Here is a 21,031-nt window from a genome sequence, read left to right as displayed (position 1 = left end):
ACAAAAGAAGCGGAGCGGGAAACATCTCGCTCCGTTTTCGTTTCAAGCCACCTTTCGCCGTTATTCTCCGGCCACCCACAGTCTTTTTGTTGACTCGATTAGCGACTAGCAGGCGATGCGGTAACATCGCGAGCGGCGGCGGCCGATTCGTTTGAGCCACGTCCTCGCAACCGGAAGACCGATTGGTTCAAAGCCGTGTCCGACGACGATAAAGACAGTAAAACAGAAAACCCGACCGCCAAACGAATGTCGGAAGCGGCAGACAGGGGTAACGTCCCGGTCTCCCGCGAAGTGCCGCTTTTTGCCTCGATCCTGGCTTTCTATGTGTATCTCGTCTTCTTCCTTCCCTCCGGCATCGCAAAGATGGCCGAGACGCTGAAAGACCTTTTCGAGCAGCCGGATCAGTGGCGGCTCGAAAATTCGACGGATGTCGTCTCGCTGAGCGTCCATCTTGGCTGGGCCATCGCCGCATTCCTCGTTCCGGTGATGCTGCTCTTCATCATTTTCGGGCTTGGCTCCTCGTTCGCGCAGAACATGCCGTCGCTGGTCCTCGAACGCGTGCGGCCGCAAATTGCCCGTGTTTCACCGACCAAGGGCTTTGGACGGATTTACAGCGTCCCCGGCTTCGTCGAATTCGCAAAGTCGATCTTCAAGATCCTGATCGTGGCGGTGATCATGTATTTCGCGCTGCGCAGCGAATATTTCGCCTCACTCGACGCAATGTTCTCGGATCCCCAGATCATTCTCGTCAAACTGGACGCAATTATCCGCCGAATGGTGATCGTTGTCGTCATGTCGGCGGGCATCCTTGCCGTCGTCGACGTCCTCTGGACGCGGTATCACTGGTACAACGAACTGAAGATGACCAAGCAGGAGGTCAAGGACGAATACAAGCAGGCGCAGGGCGACCCGATCGTCAAGCAGCGCCAGAAATCGGTGGCGCGCGACCGTGCCCGCCGGCGCATGATCAACAACGTCCCCCGTGCGACGCTGGTGATCGCCAACCCGACTCACTTTGCGGTGGCGCTGCGATACGTGCGCGAAGAAAACGACGCCCCGGTCGTCGTCGCCAAGGGCCAGGATCTGATTGCGCTCAAGATCCGCGAAATTGCAGAGGAAAACGGCATCCCCGTTTTTGAAGATCCGCCAATGGCGCGCTCCATGTTTGCGCAAGTCTCAGTGGATAGTGTCATTCCGCCAGTCTTTTATAAGGCTGTGGCAGAACTCGTGCACCGGGTCTACGCCTCCCGGTCGCAAAAAAAACGGACACGCTGAGCGTCATGAAGAAATGCACCTACTCCACCGAACGAGAAGAAATCGTCGCACAAGCAATCAGCCCGGTGGCTTCGGAACTTCGCCTGCTGGATGCCGGTGACCTCATCTCGCTTCTCCGCCTAGAGTGCCACAGCAGCCTCGCCGACCTCGTATCTTCGGCAGCGGAGCTTTATTTCCACCCCGGGACCGTCAGTTTCGGCGCCGGTGGCGATTACAAGCTCGAATGGAACGGCAAGCCGGAAGTCGTCCTCGACCTCGAAATCAAGCCGCGTGGCGTTTCGGTATACGCGCGCCTGACGCTGGCGGACCAGCTGGCGGCGCTTGAGATCGACCATATCGCATTCCAGGCGCCGTTTGAGGACCCGCACGACAACACCGCGTTCCTCGCAAAAAGCCTTCAGGAAGCCAAATTCGTAAAGACCAGCAACTCGCAGATGTGAGGCTGCAGCCGAAGCGTAAGAGACGCGTTCTCGGTCGGCTCGGTCAGTGGATATAACCGAGCCTGATCGCCTTGGCGATCGCCTGGATGCGGTTGACCGAATCGAGCTTGACGGTAGCAGAGCCGAGATAGGCGTTGACGGTGTGGACGGAGAGGCCGAGTTTTTCGGCGATCTCTTCGCTGATGCGACCGTCGCCGGCCAGTTGAAGGCAGGCTATCTCGCGTTCGCTCAGTGATTCCGCCGGTACGCTCCGGCGTTCGTCGAGTGCCAGCAGGTCCATGACCACCTGGCAGCTTTTAACGTGCTGGTCGATGATGACATCGCTCACCAGTTCCATCGATGTCCCGAAGAAAGCAACATAACCATTGCCGAGGGCGCCAAGGCGTACGGGGAATGCTATCCCCGAAAAGGGAACGGCGCCGGCATCCAGACGATGCGTCAATGGCGAAAATTCGCCGGCATCGGCAAAACTCGTGTTCTCCGAACCATTCCAGATCAGCGGCAGGAGTGACGTCTCGATATGGTCCAGCAGCGCCTCGCCATAAGCGCTGATGAGCTGGTTGCTGCTTTCGAGTGCGCCTGCTCCCCAGTTTTCAAGCTCGCATACGAGCTTGCGCTTGTTGGGCAACCCGGCGCCTGCGATGCGGAAAACCGCAAAATTCCGCGCCTTCAGGTTCTTCTGCATGGCGATGAGCTTCGGGAAGATATCCGACCTGCTCGATGCGCGCTGGAGGCGCAGATACTGGATGCTTCCAGGTCCATCTGCCGTGCCGCTGCGCGAATAACCCATTGAAATTATTTTCCTAAACTAGATTGTTGCGAACGGCGTAGGCAATCGCCTCGGAACGTGTCTTGGTTGCCGTCTTGCGCATCACGCTGGTAATGTAATTGTTGATGGTGTTGCGGGATATGCCGAGGATCACGGCGATCTCGTCGCTGGTCTTGCCCTCGGCAATCCAGAAGAGGCATTCCAACTCGCGTTCGGTCAGTTCGAAATCACGTTCCGTCCTGGCATCCGCATTCTCTCCGAAACTGGAGCCGTAGGCGGCGAACAGCCCTACTTCCCTCAACCGTTCCTGCGACAGGATGATGCCGTCCAGAAACAGCAGCATCAGCGAGAAGCGCGTCCGACCGACACAGAACGTCAGCGCGCAATACTGCCGGCTGATGTCGTCCGGCGGCACGATGTCGTCCGGCAACAGCGCAAAGCTCGGGGTCAGCAGCGAGAGACATTTTTCGAGTTCGGTGGAACGGGCGTAACCGCTCGCAAGCTCCGAGCCTAGGCGCCGCACGAGATCGAACGGCCAGTTGGACGCTACGATAAAATCGAGGCCCTGCTCCTGGATAAGGTCGTAGCGGGCCAGCAGAAAATGAGAAGCGCCGACGTAATCGGCAAGCAGGCGCATGACTGCTTGAACGTTGTTGGATCCCGCCAGAACAGAAAGACGGCGAACCAATTGCTCACGCGATAGTCCCCGGGAGCCGGCAGACTCCGTATAGGAGCGCCCCTCCGTCATCATTTCTACCCCCGACAACTCCATTCGCGATCTGCTCCCTGCCACGTGGCGCATCCATCATGAATGCGCGCGCCGCGGCATGCTGCGATTTCATACAACCCCTCTTGGGCCGAAACGATCCCGAGTTAGACGAATTCTTCAAGGAATACTGTTGGTAGCCGCTCTCATTCGTCGTCCACACCGGAATTTCCAGCCAGCCCCACCCTCCACGGGACCTCGGAAGCCATTGTACGAATCAAGGCCATTGTAGGAGACGCATTACGAATTACCATCGCCTCGACACCGGATTTCCCCAGTTGCGCCATATTGTTCACTGATTCGCTAATGGATAAATCCGCCAAGTGTGCGGCGGGGCTGAAAAGAAATGGGCCGGACAAGGTCCGGCCCATCGCAATCATATTTTCGTGATACCTTGTCACGCTGCCTTTTCGAGCGCCCACTTGCGGAGAATCTTCGCGGCGCGCTCTTCGGAGATTTCGACCATCCGGGCAAGCCGCTTTTCGGGGCCTTCCTTGACGCGGCGGTTGAAGCCCTCGTCGTCGCCACCGCCCAACATGTCGTTCGAGCTGTCGAAACCGAAATCGGAACCGAAGCCGTCCATGAGCGCCGGGCTGCCGGTCGTAGGCGAGAAGTCGGGAAGTTCGAGACCTGCACCCTCTGCCGCTTCGCCGGCGACATTGGTGCCGCTGACGGTGCGGATGAGCGGGCGAAGACCGAGCCAGACCACCAGGAAAGCAACCAGGACGAAGGCGAGCGAGTTGATGATGCCTCCGACATTCCGGCTCAGCATGTCCATCATGCCCGGACCGCTGGAGGCCTCGCTCAGAAGCTGGTTCTCCAGGAAGTCCATGGCCGTCAGAGTGACGACATCGCCGCGGCCCGAATTGATGCCGGCCGCGGATGCCACGATCTTCTGCATCTCGGCGAGATAGGCATCGACCTTGGCCTGGTCGGCCGGCTCGCCGATCATTTTGGCGACGCGGCCCTTGTTGACCACCACCGCGACCGAGACTTTCTCGATCTGATAGCTGTTGCGTGTCGTGGCGACCGTCTTCTGATTGATTTCGTAGTTGGTCTGTTCTTCCTTCTTGTCGGACTGATCAGTCGATTTCGGACCATTGGCACCACCCGGAGGCGGAGCGGCCTGCGGCACGTTCTGCTCGACGGTCGTAGCGTTGTCGTCCTGGGTCTGCTGCGACTTGGACGCTTCCTTGGTGGTCCGGACCGAACGTTCGACGCGGGAGTTCGGATCGAAGACCGTCTCGTTGATCTGCTGGCTGTCCGTGTTCAAAGACGCCGTGACGCTCGAACGGAAATTGTCCATGCCGAGGAAAGGCGCCAGCGCCTTATCGATATTGTTCTCGATTTCCTGCTGAACGTTCTGGACGATGCTCAGCGATTTATTCATTTCGCTGCCGCCGTATTCGTCGCCCGATGCGAGCAACTGACCGGTGGAGTCGAGAATTGTCACGTCATCGACGTCGAGGCCCGGGACTGCGGAAGCGACAAGGTGACGAATGGACGAAGTCGCCTTGCGGCCCGTCGTCGAGCTGGCCCGGATCATCACCGATGCGGTCGGCTTCTGTTCACCCCTGCGGAAGTTGCCGACATCCGGCATCACGATATGGACGCGAGCGGCGTTGACGCCATTGATCTGCTGGATCGACCGGCCGATCTCGCCTTCCAAGGCCCGAACGCGGGTGACTTCCTGCATGAAGGAGGTCAGGCCGAGCGAGCCGACGTTGTCGAAGAGTTCATAACCGGCGTTGGAGCTGTTCGGTAGACCGCGCTCGGCCAGCAGAAGCCGCGCCTTGCTCGTCGAGCCGGCCGGAACCTGAAGGCTCGAACCGTCCGTACCGACCTGGAAAGGCATGTTAGCCTCTGCCAGCGCAATACTCACCTGGTTGAGGTCGGCCTTATCAAGCCCGACATAGAGCGTTTCGTAAGCCGGCTTGTTAACGAAGAGGGCCGCCGCAATAACGATCGCAACTGAAATGACGCCGACAGCGCCTAAAGCAATAAGTCTCGTCTGGCCTAAACCGGCCAGATTTCTAAAGACTTGTGAAAATTGAGCCAACAGATTCATTCTGTTCCCACATCGCCAACTAGGTATTCGAGCCCATGCCCAGTCGCACCTTAGAAAGCGAAGCTTGTGCGAGCGTTTCGCGAGCGCAGGGATTCTGGCGACTATGGAGGGCTGGCTGGGTAATCGGCCATCATGGCCGAAACATGCATGTCAGGGCTGGCGATCAGAAGAAATCGAAATCGCCGGCTGCCTTGCTCAAAGGCTGGGAATGGCCGTGGCGCATACCGTTGGTCAGCGCCTTCTGCATGTCGGCAAGCTTGACGAGATTGAGCGCGGTCGAGACATCGACCATCCATTCGCTCGGAATGCCGCCGGTGATGGTGTCGACGAATTCCGCAAGGCCGCGCGTCTTCTGCACGGCAAGGTCGATGCCCTGCAGGACTTTCAGGCTGTCCGGCGATTGCAGGATTGTTTCTCCGCCGAGTTCCAGAAGCTGCGGCTCGACCCGTTCGATCAGGTATGCCACGTCATGAAGCTCCGAGACCAGGCGCATCAGGACTTCTGGAAGAGATTCCTCAAACGGAGCGATTGGCGTCTTGACGATGTCGTTCATGGCTATCTTCGCCCCGAGAAATGATTTTTTTAGAAGAACTCGATTGAGCTCTCGACCGGCTTCGTCGGCATGCGTACCGGACGCTGCTCCATCGCCACGGTCCGTTGAGTTTCGGCGCCGGTCAGCGGATACTGACGAGCCCGACCGCTTACCGGCCAGAACTCCAGCTTGCGCCCATGCTCCCCGCCCGTTGAGGAGCCGACCACCGGAATACCTTCGTCCTTTAGAAATTCCATAGCGAATGCAGCGTTCTGTTCGCCGACATTCGAAAAGCTGGCAATTGTCTTGGCGCCGCCAAAAATCTTCGCTTCCAACCGGTCTCGCCGGGCTCCCTGCTTCAAAAGACCATTGATCAACAGTTCCATCAGATGCACGCCGTAACGCGTCGCATCGCCGCCCGAGGCCATGGAACCGGCGGATCCCGGAAGCAGGAAGTGGTTCATGCCGCCGATACCGGCGACAGGATCGCGAAGACACGCAGCCACGCATGAGCCCAGAATCGTGGAGAGAACAGCATTCGGGTCGTTCAGGACCTTAAATTCCCCCTGGATAATATGGACACGCCTGACTGCAGCGGCGTCATTCATTTCAATGCTCCAAACACCGCTTCGATAGCGGCCTTCATCTTTTCGATCGTGAACGGCTTGGCGAGAACGTTGTTGGCGCCGAGCGATGCAGCCTTCTGAACCAGGGCACGGTCGCCCTGGGCCGTCAGGATGATGAATGCGGCCTTCTTCGTGTTCGGATTGGCGCGAACGGCCTGAAGGAAACCGATACCGTCCATTTTCGGCATGTTGAAATCCGAAATGACGAGATGGTGCGGCTGCTCGGCCATGATCTTCATGCCCTGCTCGCCATCGCCGGCAGAAGTGATCTGTTTGAAGCCGAGCTGTGTCAGGGCGTCGCTGAGCAGCAGGCGGCTGGTGACCTGATCGTCGACGATCAGAACTTTGATTTTTTCAGCGATAGACATTTATTCGGTACCTTCTTTTCGGGCAGCAGTTAACTTCAACACTTCTTCTCCTATGGAGCCTAACGGCAGTTGTTGCTCGACAGCCCCCATTTCATGGGCAACCCTCGGCATGCCGTAGACCACACAGGTCTTTTCGTTCTGCCCGATCGTGCGTGCGCCCGCGCTACGCATTCTGAGCAAACCTGCAGCTCCATCGCGGCCCATGCCCGTCAGGATGACCCCGACCGCATTGCGACCTGCCAGGTCGGCGACCGAGTCGAAAAGGACGTCCACTGAGGGCCTGTGACCGTTTACCGGCTCCTTTTCGATCAGCCGGCAACATGGCGCCGACGGATTGACCACCTGCAAGTGTCGTTCGCCACCGGGCGCCAGATAGATCCTGCCGATCTCCAGCCGCGCGCCATCGGTGGCTTCCTGCACCACAGGAGCGCAGATACGATTAAGGCGTTCGGCAAAACTTTTGGTAAACGTGGAAGGCATATGTTGAGTAATTACGGTCGGCGGACAATTTTGCGGGAACTTTTGCAATACCGCGATAAGAGCTTCAACACCTCCAGTTGACGACCCTATAGCCACAACCTTGCGACCCACCCGGTATTCCGCAGCGGGAGAGGCGGCGATGAAAGGCGTCGGCCCATTCCGGCGGGGTCCGGACCGGGCTGCAGCCTTCACCTTTTCAGCAAGATCCATGAACGGGCGGACATCGCCGGGAGCCGGTTTGCCGACGCAGTCGAAGGCGCCGATCTCAAGAGCAGCCAACGTCGCATTGGCACCCTGATGGGTCATTGCCGAGACCATGATGACCGGCATTGGACGCAGGCGCATGATCTTTTCGAGAAATTCCAGCCCATTCATATTGGGCATCTCGATATCAAGGGTAACGACATCGGGGTTGAGCTGCTTGATCGCGACGCGTGCTTCCAGCGCATCGCCAGCCTGGCCGACGACATTTACTTCCGGGTCGGAATTCAGGATGGCCGTAATCAGCCCGCGCATGGTGGGTGAATCGTCAACGACCAGGACTCGTGCCGGAGCGCTCATGCTTTTCTCCCCGCGCCCTTACCGGTATAACGATAGGTGGTGATACCGATATTATCGAACAGGTTTTTGGCGTCGCCGGAAACACGCTCGGAATGGCCGATATAGAGATGTCCGCCTTCCGGCAGGAGCGAAGCAAAGCGGGACCAGATTTTCACCTGCGTCGGTTCGTCGAAGTAGATAACGACGTTGCGGCAGAAGATGATGTCGAAATTGCCCTTGAAGGGCCACTGCGCCATCAGGTTCAATTCGTTGAAGGTAATCAGTTTCTTGACGCGGTCGTCGATCTGGAACCTACGGCGCCCGCCGGCATCGACCTCGCGGAACCATTGCTTGCGCATGGCCGGCGTCATGGTTTCGAGCGCGTTCTCGTCGTAGAGGCCGGCGCGGGCCGCGGCCAGGATCTTCGGGTCGATATCGGTCGCCAGGATACGGAAATCGAGATCGGCCGCGTTGGGAAGCAGCGACAGTACGGTCAGCGCAATCGAATAGGGCTCCTGCCCATCCGAACAGGCGGCCGACCAGATGCGCACGCGGCCGCCGCTCTTGGCGCGGTTGATAAGACCCGGCAGAACCTCGTCGCGCAGGTGCTCGAAATGATGGTTTTCGCGGAAGAAGCGGGTGAAGTTGGTCGTCAGATGCGACAGCATCTCGCGGCGGGCGGCGGCACCTTCGGGTGAGGCCACCAGAACGCAATAATCCTTGAAGCCGCGCAGACCCAAGGCCCGAATATGCTTGGAAAGGCGGGAATAGACGAGCGAGGCCTTGGAATCGTTGAGATAGATTCCGGCATCCGAGTAGATCATCGCCGAAATGTCGGTGAGGTCGCGGCGCGTCAGCGGATATTCTCCGCTTGCGAGCACCTCATCCGGTGATTGTCGGCTTTCTATGGCGCCCAAGGGCTTCATGCAGCGTCGCTTTCCTGGTCGGGGAAGAGGGCGTCCAACTCGATCATGCAGATCATCCGCTTATCGATGGCGAGAATCCCCCGGGCATATTGTCTCTCCAGATCGGAGGAGACTTCCGGTACTGGCTGGATATTCTCGTCGGTAATCGTAAGGATATCGGAAACGGCCTCGACGAGGAGACCAACAATCTTGGCCTTCATCTGCGCCACGATAATCACATGGCGTACCGTCGGCTCGGCATCCTTCATGCCAAGCCGGGCCGAAAGATCGACAATCGGCAGGACCGCGCCGCGCAGATTGATGACACCCATGACATAGGCGGGCGCATGCGGCAGCGGGGTTGCCTGGGTCCATCCGCGAATCTCGCGGACGGACATGATGTTCACGCAAAATTCCTGATCGCTGATGCGAAAAGCGATCAGCTCCTTGCTTCCCGGGACCAGATTTTTCACGGCATACGACATAACAACTCAACCCGTGGCGGCTAACGACATTTCAGGTTTCATGGACTGGCCTCGCGACGCTGCGACGACCGCATCGACGTCGAGGATGAGAGCGACGCGGCCGTCACCGAGAATGGTGGCTGCGGCGATGCCCGGAACGTGGGTGTAGTTTGCCTCGAGCGACTTGATGACGACCTGGCGCTGGCCCTGGATGGCATCGACCATCAGGGCGCGCTGGCCGCCGCCTTCCGATTCGACCAGCAGTGCAACACCTTCGACCGGATTGGCCTGGGTGGCGCGGTAGTTGAGGACCCGGCCCACGTCGACCAGCGGGCAGAACGAGTTGCGGATCGAGATAAGCCGCTGATTGGCGCCGAAGGAATGGATGGCGGCAGCCTCCGGCTGCAGCGTCTCGACGATGGCGGTCAGCGGCACCACCAACGTCTGGCCGGCGACCGTGACGACCATTCCGTCCAGAACGGCAAGCGTCAGCGGCAGGCTCATGGTGAAGGTCGAGCCGAAGCCCGGCCGCGATGAGATCGAGATGCGGCCGCCGAGCGCCTGGATCGAGCGCTTGACGACGTCCATACCGACGCCGCGACCGGAAATGTCGGAGATCTTATCGGCGGTCGAGAAACCCGCCATGAAGATCAGGTTGTCGATCTCGTCATCCGACAGGTTGGCGTCGGCTGCGATGATGTCGTTGTCGATCGCCTTCTGGCGGACGCGCTCACGGTTGATGCCGGCGCCGTCGTCGGCAAGTTCGATCAGGATGCGGCCCGAACGATGTTTTGCGGTCAGCTTGATCGTGCCTTCCGGATCCTTGCCGGCGGCCTCGCGCTTTTCGGGCGACTCGATGCCGTGGTCGACGGCGTTACGGATCATGTGGGTCAGCGGTTCGGCGATCTTGTCGATGACCGTCTTGTCGACTTCGGTGTTTTCACCTTCGGTGACCAGGCGGATCGACTTGCCGACCATGTCGGCCACTTCGCGGACGATACGCGACATGCGCTGGAAGACCGGCTTTACCGGCTGTGCGCGGATCGCCATGACCGAGTCCTGGATCTCGCGGGTGAGCTGCTGCAGCTCTTCGAGGCCCATGTTGACGGCCGATGTACCGGTCGCGTCGTTCTCGACGACACTCTGGGAGAGCATCGCCTGGTTGATGACGAGTTCGCCGACGAGGTTGATGAGACGGTCGACGCGGTCGAGATCAACGCGGATCGTCTGGCCAGCGCCGGCTGCTGCGGCAGCGGCATTGTTCTGGGCGGCAGCTGCCGCGGCAGCCGATTCCTTCCTCTCGGCGGCACGGGCCGTCCTCGAGACGTTGCTTGCGGTCTCGGCAGCGGATACGGCCGCGGCGACGGTTTCTTCCGAAACGCCCCGTTCGGCGGTCTTTTCCTCGTCTTCTCCACCAGCGGAGTCATCAAGGATCGACAGATCGAACGGAACCGGGACCATCGGCAGTTCCTCGTTGGAAGATGCCTCTTCGGCAAGCTTCACTTCGAGGTCGCAATCCCATTCCGCGAATTCGAAGACGGCACGGATGTCGTCTTCGCTCCTGGTGGTCCGGATCGAGATCTTCCAGCTGAAATAGGAGGCCTCCGGATCCATCTTGTCGAGGGTCGGCAGAGCGTCCGTGTCGCAATTGATGCTCATCTCTCCCAGACGGGACAGATCGCGCAGCAGGAGCGCTGCCTCGTTGCCCTTGGAATAGAGTTCGCGACGCGGCTTGAAGGAGACTTCGTAGACCGAGCCTTCAATTGCCGGCTCATCGTCCTCGCCGAAGCCGTCGAACGAAAAGGGGACCGGCTGAAAGCCGCTGTCGTCGCTCGGTTTGGGAAGATCAACTTTCGCCACGGGAGCCGGGGCAGCCTTTGCGGCCGGTTTCGGGGCGTCGTGGCCGGAGGAAGAGGGCGACCCGCCTTGGGCGAGCGCCTCAAGTTCCTTGACGAGACTGCGGCTTCTCGATTCGTCGACGCCGCCGCCGTCACGCGATGCGCTGACGAGATCGGCCAGCACGTCTGCCGACTTGAGCATGACCTTCAGGACGTCCTGCGTCGGCTCGAGCTTGTTGGAGCGTACGCAATCGAGCGTCGTCTCGAAGACGTGGGCGAAGGAAACCAGGTCGTCCAGACCGAAGGCGCCAGCACCCCCCTTGATGGAATGAACGGCACGGAAAACGGCGTTCACCGTTTCGGGGTCGCGATCCCCGTCGTTCAGCTTGAGAAGACCCGACTCCAGTTCTGCGAGCTGCTCTTCGCATTCCTGAAAGAAGATCTCTTTGATTTCGTTCATATCCATCGGGGGAATTCCTGGCTCAGGCGGTTACACGCTCGATCGCATCAATCAGTTTGGCAGGATCGAAGGGCTTGACGATCCAGCCAGTCGCGCCGGCCTGCCGGGCCCGGTTCTTCTTCTCGGCATCGCTTTCCGTCGTCAGGACGAGGATCGGAACGGCGCGATATTTTTCGTTGCGGCGAACACCTTCGATGAAACCGAAGCCATCGAGGCGCGGCATGTTGATATCCGTGACGATGACGTCCGGATTGCAGCCCTCGAGGACTTCGAGGCCCTCAATGCCGTCTTCCGCCTGAATTGTCTCAAAGCCTGCGTTATTCAGGGTCACCAGAAGCATGTTCCGGATCGTCCGTGAGTCATCCACGGTCAGTACTTTCTTCTTCATTGCTAGATCTCCTTAGCAACCAAATTTTCGTTATTAATGCCGATGAGTTGCATCGTCTTCTGAAATGCATCCGAAGCCTTCTCGACGAGAAAGGACTTCTTGTCTTCTTCCCAAGCCTTGACGCCGGCGACCAGAACCTGGGCGCACTGGACACCGACCCGCTCGACGCCCGAGGCGTCGATCTTGAGATCGCTGCCCCGCATGGAGACCAGCTTGCCATGCAGGTTCGAGGCCTCGTTGAGGTCCAACACTGCGGCCAGCTTCAAACTTCCAGCTCCAGCCTTCTTTGCTGCCATCAGCTTATTCCTTGTCGTTTCTGAAAGAGGTATTCGCCGTCATCCGCCCGCTCAGTCGCCATCGGCGCGATCGGGACCAAAGTCGGCTGAGGTCTTGGAGCTGCAGGGCGGCGCGCATCCGCATAGCGGTTCTGCCGCTCGATCCGGAACTCGCGGACCGTGCGGCCGAGTTCCAGGATAACGGTATGGAGTTCGTCGGCGCCCTCGCCCGCTCGGAACGCGAGGCTGGCGTTCGAGGCGACGTGTTCGCTGACCGAACCGATCTCGGCGGTCAACCGGTCGAGGCCGACGGCCTGTTCACCGGTGTCGCGGGCAATACCGGCGATCGCGTCGTTGATGTCGGACACCTGGCGAACGATGCCGCCGATCGCGTCCTGGGTGCGGTGAACCATGTCGACCCCGGCATCCACCTGGGCCTTGGTGCCGTTGACGAGCGTCTTGATCTCGCGTGCTGCGTCGGCGGAGCGCTGGGCGAGCGCGCGCACTTCCTGGGCGACGACCGCAAATCCGCGGCCCGTCTCGCCGGCGCGGGCCGCTTCGATGCCGGCGTTCAGCGCCAGCAGATTCGTCTGAAACGCGATGTCGTCGATGACGCCGATGATCTCGCCGATCTTTTCGGCCGAGGACTCGATATCGGCCATGGCGTTGATCGCGCGGCCGACAACCTCGCCGCTTGCCTCGACCGAACGACGCGTCTCGGCGGCGGCCTTTTCGGCGGCGGCCGTCTCGGCAGCGCTGCCCTTGACCCTGGCGGTCACGTCGAGGAGCACGCGTGCCGCCTCCCTGAGGCGGGCGGACTGTTCTTCCGAAGCGGTGGCAAAGGAGCGAGTGCCCTCGGTGAGGGCCTGCGTCAGCGCCCCGGCCTTCTGGCCATGGCCATCGACCGTCTCGACCGACGAGCGCATGCCGGCGACTGCCTGATTGAGCAGATCGGCGAGTTCGCGGTAGGCATCCGGCACGTCGTCGGCAAGACCTGCCGTCAGATCGCGGTCGGCGAGTGCCGTGATGACGTCGGTAAAAGTTTCAATCGCCTGCGCATGATCGGCTTCGCGCTGCTCGGCGAGCGCGCGCTGGTGCTTCTGGCGCTGTTCGTTGAAGCGGAGCGAGACGGCGATCTCGACATCGACCATGACAAGGCGGGTGATCGCGCCGACGAGATCGAGCAATTCCTGCTCCCGTTTACGGCCGCCCGGCAGCAGCGACTTCGGAGCAAGGTCGACGATCGCGCCGGCGATCAGATGTTCGAGCATGACCGCGTGGCCGGCGACGTGCCAGCGCGGGTCGAGGCCCATCCGGCTCTCGGCATCGGACAGAACCTTCACTCGCTCGGCATAAAGCGCGTCGAAGCGGGCATCGGTCAACACGCCCCAATGGGAGGCCTGCAGGTCGTGCAGCCGTTCGATCTGCTGCTCGCTCTCGAAATTGCGGGCGGCTTCCGGAAAGGATTGAAAGCGGTGGAAGAGATCGCGCAGGCCGGTCTTCAGATGCCGGTCGAGCTGCGGGCGGCAGCGGCGCAGCAGATCGCGCAGTTCGCCGTCGAGGCCGGCAAATGCCAGTCTCTCGCCCAGGCTGCCTGCCTGGCCACGTCGCGCCTGATCCGATGGCATTTCCTGCACCAAAACCGTCCCCAAAATTATTCAAGCCAATCCCCGGAGAGGATCAGCGGCATGCAAGCTGCTGTCAGCCAGCGCCTGGATGAACGGGGGATGCTCGCCAGACCGGATCGATATCCGTCGGGCATGGGCAACGCGGTCACCACGGGCTTTGCTGGATTTTCATGAGCGGATACCGGATTGGACCGGTACGGCTTTGCGGCTTCATGCCTGGTGGGGGACCGCAGTCATCCCATTTCGCCGTGGTCTCTAATATGTATGGTTAATTCCTTGCCTGAAGGTTAATGGAAGGTAGAAGCATGCCTGTTTTGCTTCAGGCAGGCGCATATTACCCGCTATCAGGGTATTCGCTTTGGCATTGCTCGGTGGTTACGGTTTTTCTCAATTGGCCGCTTGAACGTCGGCCAACCCGCCTTGTCTCCCATATCGGCGAGCGGCTGCAACGGATAAGCTTTAACTCAAAGCGCCATGCCACCCTTGCCGGTGAACTTCTTGCTGACATGCAACGAGCCGGAAAGACCGAAACGCCAGGGCAGATCGATGGCCTGGGAGATGCCGATCCGCCGACCGGTGACGATCAGGGGTGGTGTTTTCGGCAAAGTGAACTCGAACGGTGGCGCAAACAGCGGCAGGCCGTTGTGCTCGATGGTGATGCCGAGCGCCTGGCAGAGTCGGCCCGGACCGGAGCAGAGGAGCAGCGGATCGGCAAGACCGCGCCTTTTCTCCATTTCCTGAAGGCCCCTGACCGGCTGCAACGCCCTGATCAGCACGGCGCTACCGGGCCGGCAGACAAAATTCAGACACCAGTGAATGCCGTAGGAACGGTAGACATAAGCGTGTCCCGGCGGCCCGAACATCACCGCGTTTCTCTGCGTGGGCCCGCGAAAACTGTGGGAGGCCGGCTCGTCCGGCTCATAAGCTTCCGTCTCGACGATCACGCCGCCTGCGCCGGAGACATCGAGTTCGACGCCGATCAGATCACGCGCCACCTCTACGGAGCCTCTATCGAAAAACTGCTGGTCCATAAGAAACGCCCGTCTCGCTGCCGGTTGCATCCATAGACGGCGAAGCAGGGCTTGTCTTCCCCGCCGACGACGCGACTTCCCGGAAGACCCGAAGCGTTGCGCAGACGTTGTGGTGGGGATGCAACAGGCCCCGACTTGCTGTTTGCCAAGTCAGCACGGATTTGTGGACGCACATTTTTGTGCATTGCCATGAAAACGCTCCGGGTGTCGTATTAGGTTTAGAAACATCTTGATTCTCAATAGATTGCCGCAGCGTTTTCAATCTTTGCGGCAGTCGAGCAGTAGCGCAACCCTGACTGGAGTAGCCTATGCCGAGTGAATCCTTGTTCGATGCCTTCACCAGGAACTACGAAGCGCGGCGCGAGACAGACATGTCTGTCGCCGAATATCTGGCGATTTGTAAAAAAGATCCGATGGCCTATGCCAACGCCGCCGAGCGGCTGCTGGCGGCGATCGGCGAGCCGCAGATGGTCGACACGGCCAAGGATGCCAGGCTCGGCCGGATCTTCATGAACCGCACCATCCGGGCCTATCCGGCTTTTTCCGGTTTCTTCGGCATGGAAGAGACGATCGAGAGGATCGTATCCTTCTTCCGGCATGCGGCGCAGGGCCTTGAGGAACGAAAGCAGATCCTCTACCTGCTCGGACCGGTCGGAGGCGGCAAGTCTTCGCTCGCCGAGCGGCTGAAGCTGCTGATGGAAGCCAATCCGATCTACGTGCTGAAGGCCGGCGACGATATCAGTCCGGTTTTCGAAAGCCCGCTCAATCTCTTCGATCCGGTCGCCATGGGGCCGATGCTGCTTGAGCAATACGGCGTTCCGACCCGGCGCCTCAGCGGGTTGATGAGCCCCTGGTGCCTGAAGCGGCTCGATGAATTCGGAGGCGACATATCCCGTTTCCGGGTGGTGAGGCTGCAGCCCTCGCGACTGCGCCAGATCGGCATCGCCAAGACCGAACCGGGCGACGAGAACAATCAGGACGTCTCCTCGCTGGTCGGCAAGGTCGACATTCGCAAGCTCGAAAACTATTCCCAGAACGACTCGGATGCCTACAGCTATTCCGGCGGGCTCAACCGCGCCAACCAGGGCGTGCTCGAATTCGTCGAGATGTTCAAGGCGCCGATCAAGATGCTGCATCCGCTGCTGACGGCGACGCAAGAAGGCAATTACATGGGCACCGAGAATATCGGCGCCATCCCTTTCTCCGGCGTCATCCTCGCCCACTCGAACGAGGCGGAATGGCAGAGCTTCAAGGCCAACAAGAACAACGAGGCGTTCATCGACCGCATCTGCGTCATCAAGGTTCCTTATTGCCTGCGGGTGACGGAAGAACAGCATATCTATGAAAAGCTGATCGAAGGTTCGGAGCTTGCGGATGCCTCCTGCGCGCCGGCGACGCTTGAGATGCTGGCCCGGTTCTCCGTGCTCTCGCGGCTGCGCAAGCACGAGAATTCGACCTTCTTCTCCAAGATGCGTGCTTACGACGGCGAAAGCCTCAAGGAAACCGATCCGCGCGCCCGCAGTGTTCAGGAATATCGGGACGCGGCCGGCGTCGACGAAGGCATGGACGGAATATCGACACGTTTTGCCTTTAAGGTTCTAGCCTCGACCTTCAATCACGATACGACGGATATCGGCGCCGATCCGGTTCACCTGATGTATGTGCTGGAACAGGCCATCCGCCGCGAACAGTTTCAGGAGGAAACCGAAAAGCGGTATATCGAGTTCATCAAGGCAGACCTTGCTCCTCGGTACGCGGAGTTCATCGGCAACGAGATCCAGAAGGCCTATCTGGAATCCTATTCGGATTATGGTCAGAATCTCTTCGATCGTTATGTCGACTATGCCGACGCCTGGATCGAGGACGTCGACTTCAAGGATCCGGATACCGGTCAGCTTCTCGATCGAGAACTCCTGAACCAGGAATTGACCAAGATCGAAAAGCCGGCGGGAATCGCCAATCCGAAAGATTTCCGCAACGAGATCGTCAAGTTCTGCCTGCGCTCGCGCGCCAATAACGGCGGCAAGAACCCGTCCTGGGCGAGCTATGAGAAGATCCGGGAAGTGATCGAGAAAAGAATGTTCTCCCAGGTGGAGGATCTCCTGCCGGTGATCTCCTTCGGGTCGAAAAAGGACGGCGAAACAGAAAAGAAACACAGCGAGTTCGTGTCGCGCATGACGGGGCGCGGCTACACCGAAAGACAGGTTCGCCGTCTGGTGGAGTGGTACATGCGGGTCAAACAGGCAGGTTAGCGTCTGTACTCAATTAGGATTTGGAACGCAGCATGCAAGAAAACCGTTCAGTTCCTTAAACACACAAAGGTGGACGTCATCTCCATCATTGTGTGTGACGACAGGACGTAGGATTGTGGCATACTGGGTTGTGCGGCGTCCGAAACCTAGTTGAGTACAGACCCTAATGCTCATGCAGGAGCCAACATGCACATCATCGACCGGCGGCTGAACCCGCGCGGTAAAAGTTTGGAAAATCGACAGCGGTTTCTGCGGCGCGCAAAGGACGCCGTGCAGCAAGCAGTCAGGCGATCCCTGCAAAGCCGCAGTATCCGTGATGTACTCGATGGCGGCGAAGTCAGCCTCCCGATCGGCGGCATGGGCGAGCCGAGTTTTCGCCGGGCCGAAGGCGGGATTACGGATCATGTCCTGCCCGGCAACCGGGCCTTCGTCGAAGGCGATATCATTCCCCGCCCTCCGGGCCAAGGCGCCGGCAGACCCAAGGAGGCCGGCCAGGGCGATGGTGAAGACGGCTTCCGTTTCGTGCTGACGCGCGAAGAATTCCTCTCGGTTTTTCTGGATGACCTCGAACTGCCCGAACTCGCCAAGCGGCGGCTTAGCGAAACCGAGGAGATGAGCCCGGTGCGGGCCGGTTACTCCATTTCGGGTTCCCCTTCCAATCTCTCCATCGACCGGACGACGCGGCTCGCCATGATGCGACGCATCGCTCTCAAGCGCCCCAAACCTGCCGAAATCGAGGCACTGCAGCGTCAGATCGACGAATCTGAGAACGAGGAGACGCGCCTGTCGCTGGAGGCGGAACTCAAGTCGCTGACGGACAGGATCCGGCGCATTCCCTATGTCGATCCGCTCGACGTTCGCTATCGTCGTTTCGACAACGAACCGAAGCCGGTTGCCAAGGCAGTGATGTTCTGCCTGATGGACGTGTCCGGCTCGATGTCGGAGCACATGAAGGATCTGGCCAAGCGCTTCTACCTGCTGCTCTATCTGTTCCTCTCGCAGCGCTACGAGAAGGTCGAAATCGTCTTCATCCGCCACACCGAGAAGGCCGAAGAGGTCGACGAGGAGACCTTCTTCTACGGCCAGGCGACCGGCGGCACGCTGGTATCGAGCGCGCTTGCGGCGATGCGCTCCATTATCGCTTCACGCTTCGACCCCACCGAATGGAACATATATGCCGCGCAGGCCTCGGATGGCGATAATTCCTATCGGGACGAGGCTCCGACCGGCCATCTGCTGAGACACGAGATTTTGCCGCTCTGCCAGTACTTCGCCTATATTGAGGTCGACGAAGAGGGTGGCGATTCCTCGGTATCCAATTCCCCTCTCTGGCGCCTTTATGAAAGCATCCGGTCCGGTTCGGCAACGCTTGCGATGCGCAAGGTCTGCCGCAAGAACGAGATCTTCCCGGTCTTCCATGATCTCTTCCAGAAGCGATCGACACAGACGAAGGCGGTGCCATGACCCAAGCGGCTATGCGGAAGGATCGACTGCTCTTCGAAGGCGCGGACTGGGATTTCACGACGCTCCAGCGCATCCACGATGCCTGCGAGGAAATCGCGATCGGGGAACTCGGGCTCGACGTCTATCCGAACCAAATCGAGGTGATCACCGCCGAACAGATGCTGGATGCCTATTCTTCGACGGGCATGCCGCTGTTTTACCGGCACTGGTCGTTCGGCAAACATTTCGCCCATCACGAAGCCTTCTACCGCCGCGGCATGCGCGATCTCGCCTATGAGATCGTCATCAACTCGTCGCCCTGCATCTCCTACCTGATGGAGGAGAACACCGCGACGATGCAGACCCTGGTGATCGCCCATGCGGCCTTCGGTCATAACCATTTCTTCAAGAACAACTATCTCTTCAAGCTGTGGACGGATGCCGAGGGCATTCTCGACTATCTCGATTTCGCCAAGAGCTATATCGCCCGCTGCGAAGAACGTTACGGCGAAACGGCGGTCGAACGGACCCTCGATGCCGCTCATGCGCTGATGTCACATGGCGTACACCGTTATGCGGGCAAGACGAGACTCGACCTGCGCCAGGAGGAAAAACGCCAGCTGGAACGGCGCGCCCATGAAGAACAGATGTTCAACGACCTCTGGCGCACGGTGCCAACGGGCCGCAAGCGCGATGCGGCCGACGTCGATTTCGAAAGACGGCGCGCTGCGCTCGGCCTGCCGCAGGACAATCTGCTCTACTTCCTGGAAAAGTCCTCGCCCCGGCTGCAGCCGTGGCAACGGGAAATCCTGCGCATCGTTCGCCACGTCGCACAATATTTCCATCCCCAGCGCCAGACCAAGGTGATGAACGAGGGGACGGCGACCTATGTCCATTACCAGATCATGGAAAGGCTGCACGACCGCGGGCAGATCAGCGACGGCAACTATTTCGAATTTCTGAAATCACATACCAATGTCGTGTTCCAGCCGACCTATGACGATCGGCGTTTCTCCGGCTTCAATCCCTATGCCATCGGCTTCGCCATGATGCAGGATATCGAGCGGATCGTGACCAAGCCGACCGACGAGGATCGCGAATGGTTCCCGGATATCGCCGGCCGCGGAGATCCGATGCAGGTCCTGCGCGGCATTTGGGCCGACTATCGCGACGAGAGCTTTATCAGCCAGTTCCTGAGCCCGCACCTGATCCGCAAGTGGCGCCTTTTCCAGCTCTACGACGATCCGCAGATGAGCGAAGGGATCCTGGTTTCGGCGATCCACGACGAGCGCGGCTACAAGCGCGTCCGCCGCCAGTTGGCGCGCGAATACGATATCGGCTGGACCGATCCGAGGATCGACATCATCGATGTCGATCTCGCCGGCGACCGCCGCCTTCTCCTGCAGCACCGGGCGCCGAACGACTGGGTTCTCGAGGACGGCGAGACCCGGCAGGTTCTGCAACATCTGGCGGATCTGTGGGGATACGACGTCATGCTGCAGGAAATCGACAGCGCCGAGAAGGTGGTGAAGGAACATGCCGCCCATCCCCGCGAAATCCTTCATAAGGGTGACCTTTTCTCCTGACGATAGCGCACGAGGCAGGTCTCTGCCGATCCGGCAACTCCAAGCCTGGCAGGACGCCATGGCGACGTTGATCCCCGCTCATCAACTTTGATTACAGGAGCGGCCGGAGTTCCTGCCGATGGACAATCGTGATTGGACATCAAAAGCGGTCAGGATCAAAATAACGTCTGGGCGACGGGCATCTATTTTGTTCAAATAGGAGGCCGTAATGGAGCAACGTGCAGTCGATCAGCTGAAGACTATCGCCAGGATAAACCGCAGCTATCCCGACTTCCAGATGTCCAGCAGCGAACGGCTCGAACGGTGGGCCGAGATTCTTGAGCTCAACCCCGACCGATCCCTTTCGACATTTCGGGAAACCGAATATCAGCCGGATGAAATAAGGGCCGCCATGCGCGGCGACGGAACGGCGATTGCCGTCGCGTTCGGGGATCCCGTGCTGCGCGCCGCGGGGATGAGAGACGACACCTATGGGGAAGCCAGGCGGTTTTTTGAACTGTCAGACCGACAGATCCACAAACTGGTCTGCTTCTGCCACTTCGGAGCGCATGTGAGCGCAAGCACCGTCGCCCATCAGGTGCGGTCCATCGCCACCCGCAGATCCAGCGGCCCCCTTGCATACCTGGCTTCTTTCTTCAGAAGGTAGCCTTGTCGCTTCGTCGAACACGATCAGACTGCGCCTTGCCGGGCGATTGCCCGATACCTCGGCGTTGCCGCTTGCCGTTGCAGGAACGGCCGAGGGTTGACGCTGCGTCCTGAAAGAACGAGGCGGCCGGTGCGGCCCTTGTCGATCCATTTTGACCGCTGCGACCACGCGCGGCGAGAAAAGTTTACGTCGTAACCCACACCATTGTGGGCGAGAGGACTGCATGTCCCCAGAAGGTGGCGACCTTGCCG

Annotated in this window: 20 protein-coding genes; 6 read left to right on the top strand and 14 right to left on the bottom strand. The window is 59.6% G+C overall.

Features of this window, described 5'->3' with window-relative positions:
* Window positions 1-195: 195 nt before the first annotated feature.
* On the top strand, window positions 196-1,275 hold the full coding sequence (flhB, locus tag AC1D3C_RS19545; protein ID WP_038539697.1) for a flagellar biosynthesis protein FlhB: 1,080 nt from the start codon (window positions 196-198) through the stop codon (window positions 1,273-1,275).
* A gap of 5 nt (window positions 1,276-1,280) precedes the next feature.
* On the top strand, window positions 1,281-1,715 hold the full coding sequence (locus tag AC1D3C_RS19540) for a hypothetical protein (RefSeq protein ID WP_345923017.1): 435 nt from the start codon (window positions 1,281-1,283) through the stop codon (window positions 1,713-1,715).
* A gap of 43 nt (window positions 1,716-1,758) precedes the next feature.
* Here the strand turns inward: AC1D3C_RS19540 and visR are convergent, their stop codons facing one another.
* The 14 genes from visR to AC1D3C_RS19470 all read right to left on the bottom strand — a co-directional run bounded on the left by visR (window position 1,759) and on the right by AC1D3C_RS19470 (window position 14,853).
* Window positions 1,759-2,505 carry a transcriptional regulator VisR gene (visR, locus tag AC1D3C_RS19535; RefSeq protein ID WP_051899639.1) on the bottom strand — a complete coding sequence of 249 codons (747 nt, stop codon included), beginning with the start codon at window positions 2,503-2,505 and terminating at the stop codon, window positions 1,759-1,761.
* Between the two features lie 13 nt (window positions 2,506-2,518).
* Window positions 2,519-3,235, bottom strand: a complete 717-nt coding sequence (gene visN, locus AC1D3C_RS19530; RefSeq protein WP_244447468.1) for a transcriptional regulator VisN — start codon at window positions 3,233-3,235, stop codon at window positions 2,519-2,521.
* Between the two features lie 412 nt (window positions 3,236-3,647).
* Entirely contained in the window at window positions 3,648-5,318 is a 1,671-nt protein-coding gene (gene fliF / locus AC1D3C_RS19525; RefSeq protein WP_038539686.1) for a flagellar basal-body MS-ring/collar protein FliF, read from the bottom strand.
* Window positions 5,319-5,481: 163 nt separating this feature from the next.
* On the bottom strand, window positions 5,482-5,871 hold the full coding sequence (gene cheT, locus AC1D3C_RS19520) for a chemotaxis protein CheT (protein WP_038539684.1): 390 nt from the start codon (window positions 5,869-5,871) through the stop codon (window positions 5,482-5,484).
* A 29-nt stretch (window positions 5,872-5,900) separates the two neighbouring features.
* Window positions 5,901-6,458, bottom strand: coding sequence for a chemoreceptor glutamine deamidase CheD (gene cheD, locus AC1D3C_RS19515; protein ID WP_247034089.1), 558 nt, complete (start codon window positions 6,456-6,458; stop codon window positions 5,901-5,903).
* Window positions 6,455-6,844, bottom strand: coding sequence for a response regulator (locus AC1D3C_RS19510; RefSeq protein ID WP_007759259.1), 390 nt, complete (start codon window positions 6,842-6,844; stop codon window positions 6,455-6,457). Before AC1D3C_RS19510 ends, cheD begins: the two co-directional genes overlap by 4 nt.
* Window positions 6,845-7,885 carry a protein-glutamate O-methylesterase CheB gene (cheB, locus tag AC1D3C_RS19505; protein ID WP_038539676.1) on the bottom strand — a complete coding sequence of 347 codons (1,041 nt, stop codon included), beginning with the start codon at window positions 7,883-7,885 and terminating at the stop codon, window positions 6,845-6,847.
* On the bottom strand, window positions 7,882-8,790 hold the full coding sequence (cheR, locus tag AC1D3C_RS19500) for a protein-glutamate O-methyltransferase CheR (protein ID WP_038539673.1): 909 nt from the start codon (window positions 8,788-8,790) through the stop codon (window positions 7,882-7,884). Before cheR ends, cheB begins: the two co-directional genes overlap by 4 nt.
* Window positions 8,787-9,254 (bottom strand): chemotaxis protein CheW, encoded by a 468-nt coding sequence (locus tag AC1D3C_RS19495; RefSeq protein WP_038539671.1) that lies wholly within the window; start codon window positions 9,252-9,254, stop codon window positions 8,787-8,789. The genes cheR and AC1D3C_RS19495 overlap by 4 nt, the downstream gene beginning before the upstream one ends.
* Before the next feature lie 6 nt (window positions 9,255-9,260).
* Window positions 9,261-11,537, bottom strand: coding sequence for a chemotaxis protein CheA (locus tag AC1D3C_RS19490; RefSeq protein WP_477484010.1), 2,277 nt, complete (start codon window positions 11,535-11,537; stop codon window positions 9,261-9,263).
* 16 nt (window positions 11,538-11,553) lie between these two features.
* A complete protein-coding gene (cheY1, locus tag AC1D3C_RS19485) occupies window positions 11,554-11,919 on the bottom strand; it encodes a chemotaxis response regulator CheY1 (RefSeq protein WP_038539665.1) in 366 nt (121 codons plus the stop codon).
* 2 nt (window positions 11,920-11,921) lie between these two features.
* Window positions 11,922-12,215 (bottom strand): STAS domain-containing protein, encoded by a 294-nt coding sequence (locus tag AC1D3C_RS19480; RefSeq protein ID WP_038539662.1) that lies wholly within the window; start codon window positions 12,213-12,215, stop codon window positions 11,922-11,924.
* Window positions 12,215-13,822 (bottom strand): globin-coupled sensor protein, encoded by a 1,608-nt coding sequence (locus AC1D3C_RS19475; RefSeq protein ID WP_477484009.1) that lies wholly within the window; start codon window positions 13,820-13,822, stop codon window positions 12,215-12,217. The genes AC1D3C_RS19480 and AC1D3C_RS19475 overlap by 1 nt, the downstream gene beginning before the upstream one ends.
* Before the next feature lie 464 nt (window positions 13,823-14,286).
* Window positions 14,287-14,853, bottom strand: coding sequence for a DNA-3-methyladenine glycosylase (locus AC1D3C_RS19470; protein ID WP_247135440.1), 567 nt, complete (start codon window positions 14,851-14,853; stop codon window positions 14,287-14,289).
* 308 nt (window positions 14,854-15,161) lie between these two features.
* Between AC1D3C_RS19470 and AC1D3C_RS19465 the strand changes: the two genes are divergently transcribed.
* The 4 genes from AC1D3C_RS19465 to AC1D3C_RS19450 all read left to right on the top strand — a co-directional run bounded on the left by AC1D3C_RS19465 (window position 15,162) and on the right by AC1D3C_RS19450 (window position 20,780).
* Window positions 15,162-17,105 (top strand): PrkA family serine protein kinase, encoded by a 1,944-nt coding sequence (locus AC1D3C_RS19465; protein WP_105438550.1) that lies wholly within the window; start codon window positions 15,162-15,164, stop codon window positions 17,103-17,105.
* 186 nt (window positions 17,106-17,291) lie between these two features.
* Window positions 17,292-18,569 carry a YeaH/YhbH family protein gene (locus tag AC1D3C_RS19460; RefSeq protein ID WP_477484008.1) on the top strand — a complete coding sequence of 426 codons (1,278 nt, stop codon included), beginning with the start codon at window positions 17,292-17,294 and terminating at the stop codon, window positions 18,567-18,569.
* Entirely contained in the window at window positions 18,566-20,134 is a 1,569-nt protein-coding gene (locus tag AC1D3C_RS19455) for a SpoVR family protein (protein ID WP_477484007.1), read from the top strand. Before AC1D3C_RS19460 ends, AC1D3C_RS19455 begins: the two co-directional genes overlap by 4 nt.
* 208 nt (window positions 20,135-20,342) lie before the next feature.
* Complete coding sequence (locus AC1D3C_RS19450) at window positions 20,343-20,780, top strand: hypothetical protein (RefSeq protein ID WP_038539647.1); 438 nt, start codon at window positions 20,343-20,345, stop codon at window positions 20,778-20,780.
* Window positions 20,781-21,031: the final 251 nt, after the last annotated feature.

This window comes from Neorhizobium sp. P1_A6 (assembly GCF_056406795.1).
Note: the sequence above shows the minus strand (reverse complement) of the source record. Positions and strands in the feature narration are given on the sequence as shown.

Coding starts and splice junctions, on each gene's coding strand:
- AC1D3C_RS19540 (WP_345923017.1), top strand. CDS start 1,281: ATGAAGAAATGCACCTACTCCACCGAACGAGAAGAAATCGTCGCACAA.
- visR (WP_051899639.1), bottom strand. CDS start 2,505: ATGGGTTATTCGCGCAGCGGCACGGCAGATGGACCTGGAAGCATCCAG.
- visN (WP_244447468.1), bottom strand. CDS start 3,235: ATGATGACGGAGGGGCGCTCCTATACGGAGTCTGCCGGCTCCCGGGGA.
- fliF (WP_038539686.1), bottom strand. CDS start 5,318: ATGAATCTGTTGGCTCAATTTTCACAAGTCTTTAGAAATCTGGCCGGT.
- cheT (WP_038539684.1), bottom strand. CDS start 5,871: ATGAACGACATCGTCAAGACGCCAATCGCTCCGTTTGAGGAATCTCTT.
- cheD (WP_247034089.1), bottom strand. CDS start 6,458: ATGAATGACGCCGCTGCAGTCAGGCGTGTCCATATTATCCAGGGGGAA.
- AC1D3C_RS19510 (WP_007759259.1), bottom strand. CDS start 6,844: ATGTCTATCGCTGAAAAAATCAAAGTTCTGATCGTCGACGATCAGGTC.
- cheB (WP_038539676.1), bottom strand. CDS start 7,885: ATGAGCGCTCCGGCACGAGTCCTGGTCGTTGACGATTCACCCACCATG.
- cheR (WP_038539673.1), bottom strand. CDS start 8,790: ATGAAGCCCTTGGGCGCCATAGAAAGCCGACAATCACCGGATGAGGTG.
- AC1D3C_RS19495 (WP_038539671.1), bottom strand. CDS start 9,254: ATGTCGTATGCCGTGAAAAATCTGGTCCCGGGAAGCAAGGAGCTGATC.
- AC1D3C_RS19490 (WP_477484010.1), bottom strand. CDS start 11,537: ATGGATATGAACGAAATCAAAGAGATCTTCTTTCAGGAATGCGAAGAG.
- cheY1 (WP_038539665.1), bottom strand. CDS start 11,919: ATGAAGAAGAAAGTACTGACCGTGGATGACTCACGGACGATCCGGAAC.
- AC1D3C_RS19480 (WP_038539662.1), bottom strand. CDS start 12,215: ATGGCAGCAAAGAAGGCTGGAGCTGGAAGTTTGAAGCTGGCCGCAGTG.
- AC1D3C_RS19475 (WP_477484009.1), bottom strand. CDS start 13,822: ATGCCATCGGATCAGGCGCGACGTGGCCAGGCAGGCAGCCTGGGCGAG.
- AC1D3C_RS19470 (WP_247135440.1), bottom strand. CDS start 14,853: ATGGACCAGCAGTTTTTCGATAGAGGCTCCGTAGAGGTGGCGCGTGAT.
- AC1D3C_RS19465 (WP_105438550.1), top strand. CDS start 15,162: ATGCCGAGTGAATCCTTGTTCGATGCCTTCACCAGGAACTACGAAGCG.
- AC1D3C_RS19460 (WP_477484008.1), top strand. CDS start 17,292: ATGCACATCATCGACCGGCGGCTGAACCCGCGCGGTAAAAGTTTGGAA.
- AC1D3C_RS19455 (WP_477484007.1), top strand. CDS start 18,566: ATGACCCAAGCGGCTATGCGGAAGGATCGACTGCTCTTCGAAGGCGCG.
- AC1D3C_RS19450 (WP_038539647.1), top strand. CDS start 20,343: ATGGAGCAACGTGCAGTCGATCAGCTGAAGACTATCGCCAGGATAAAC.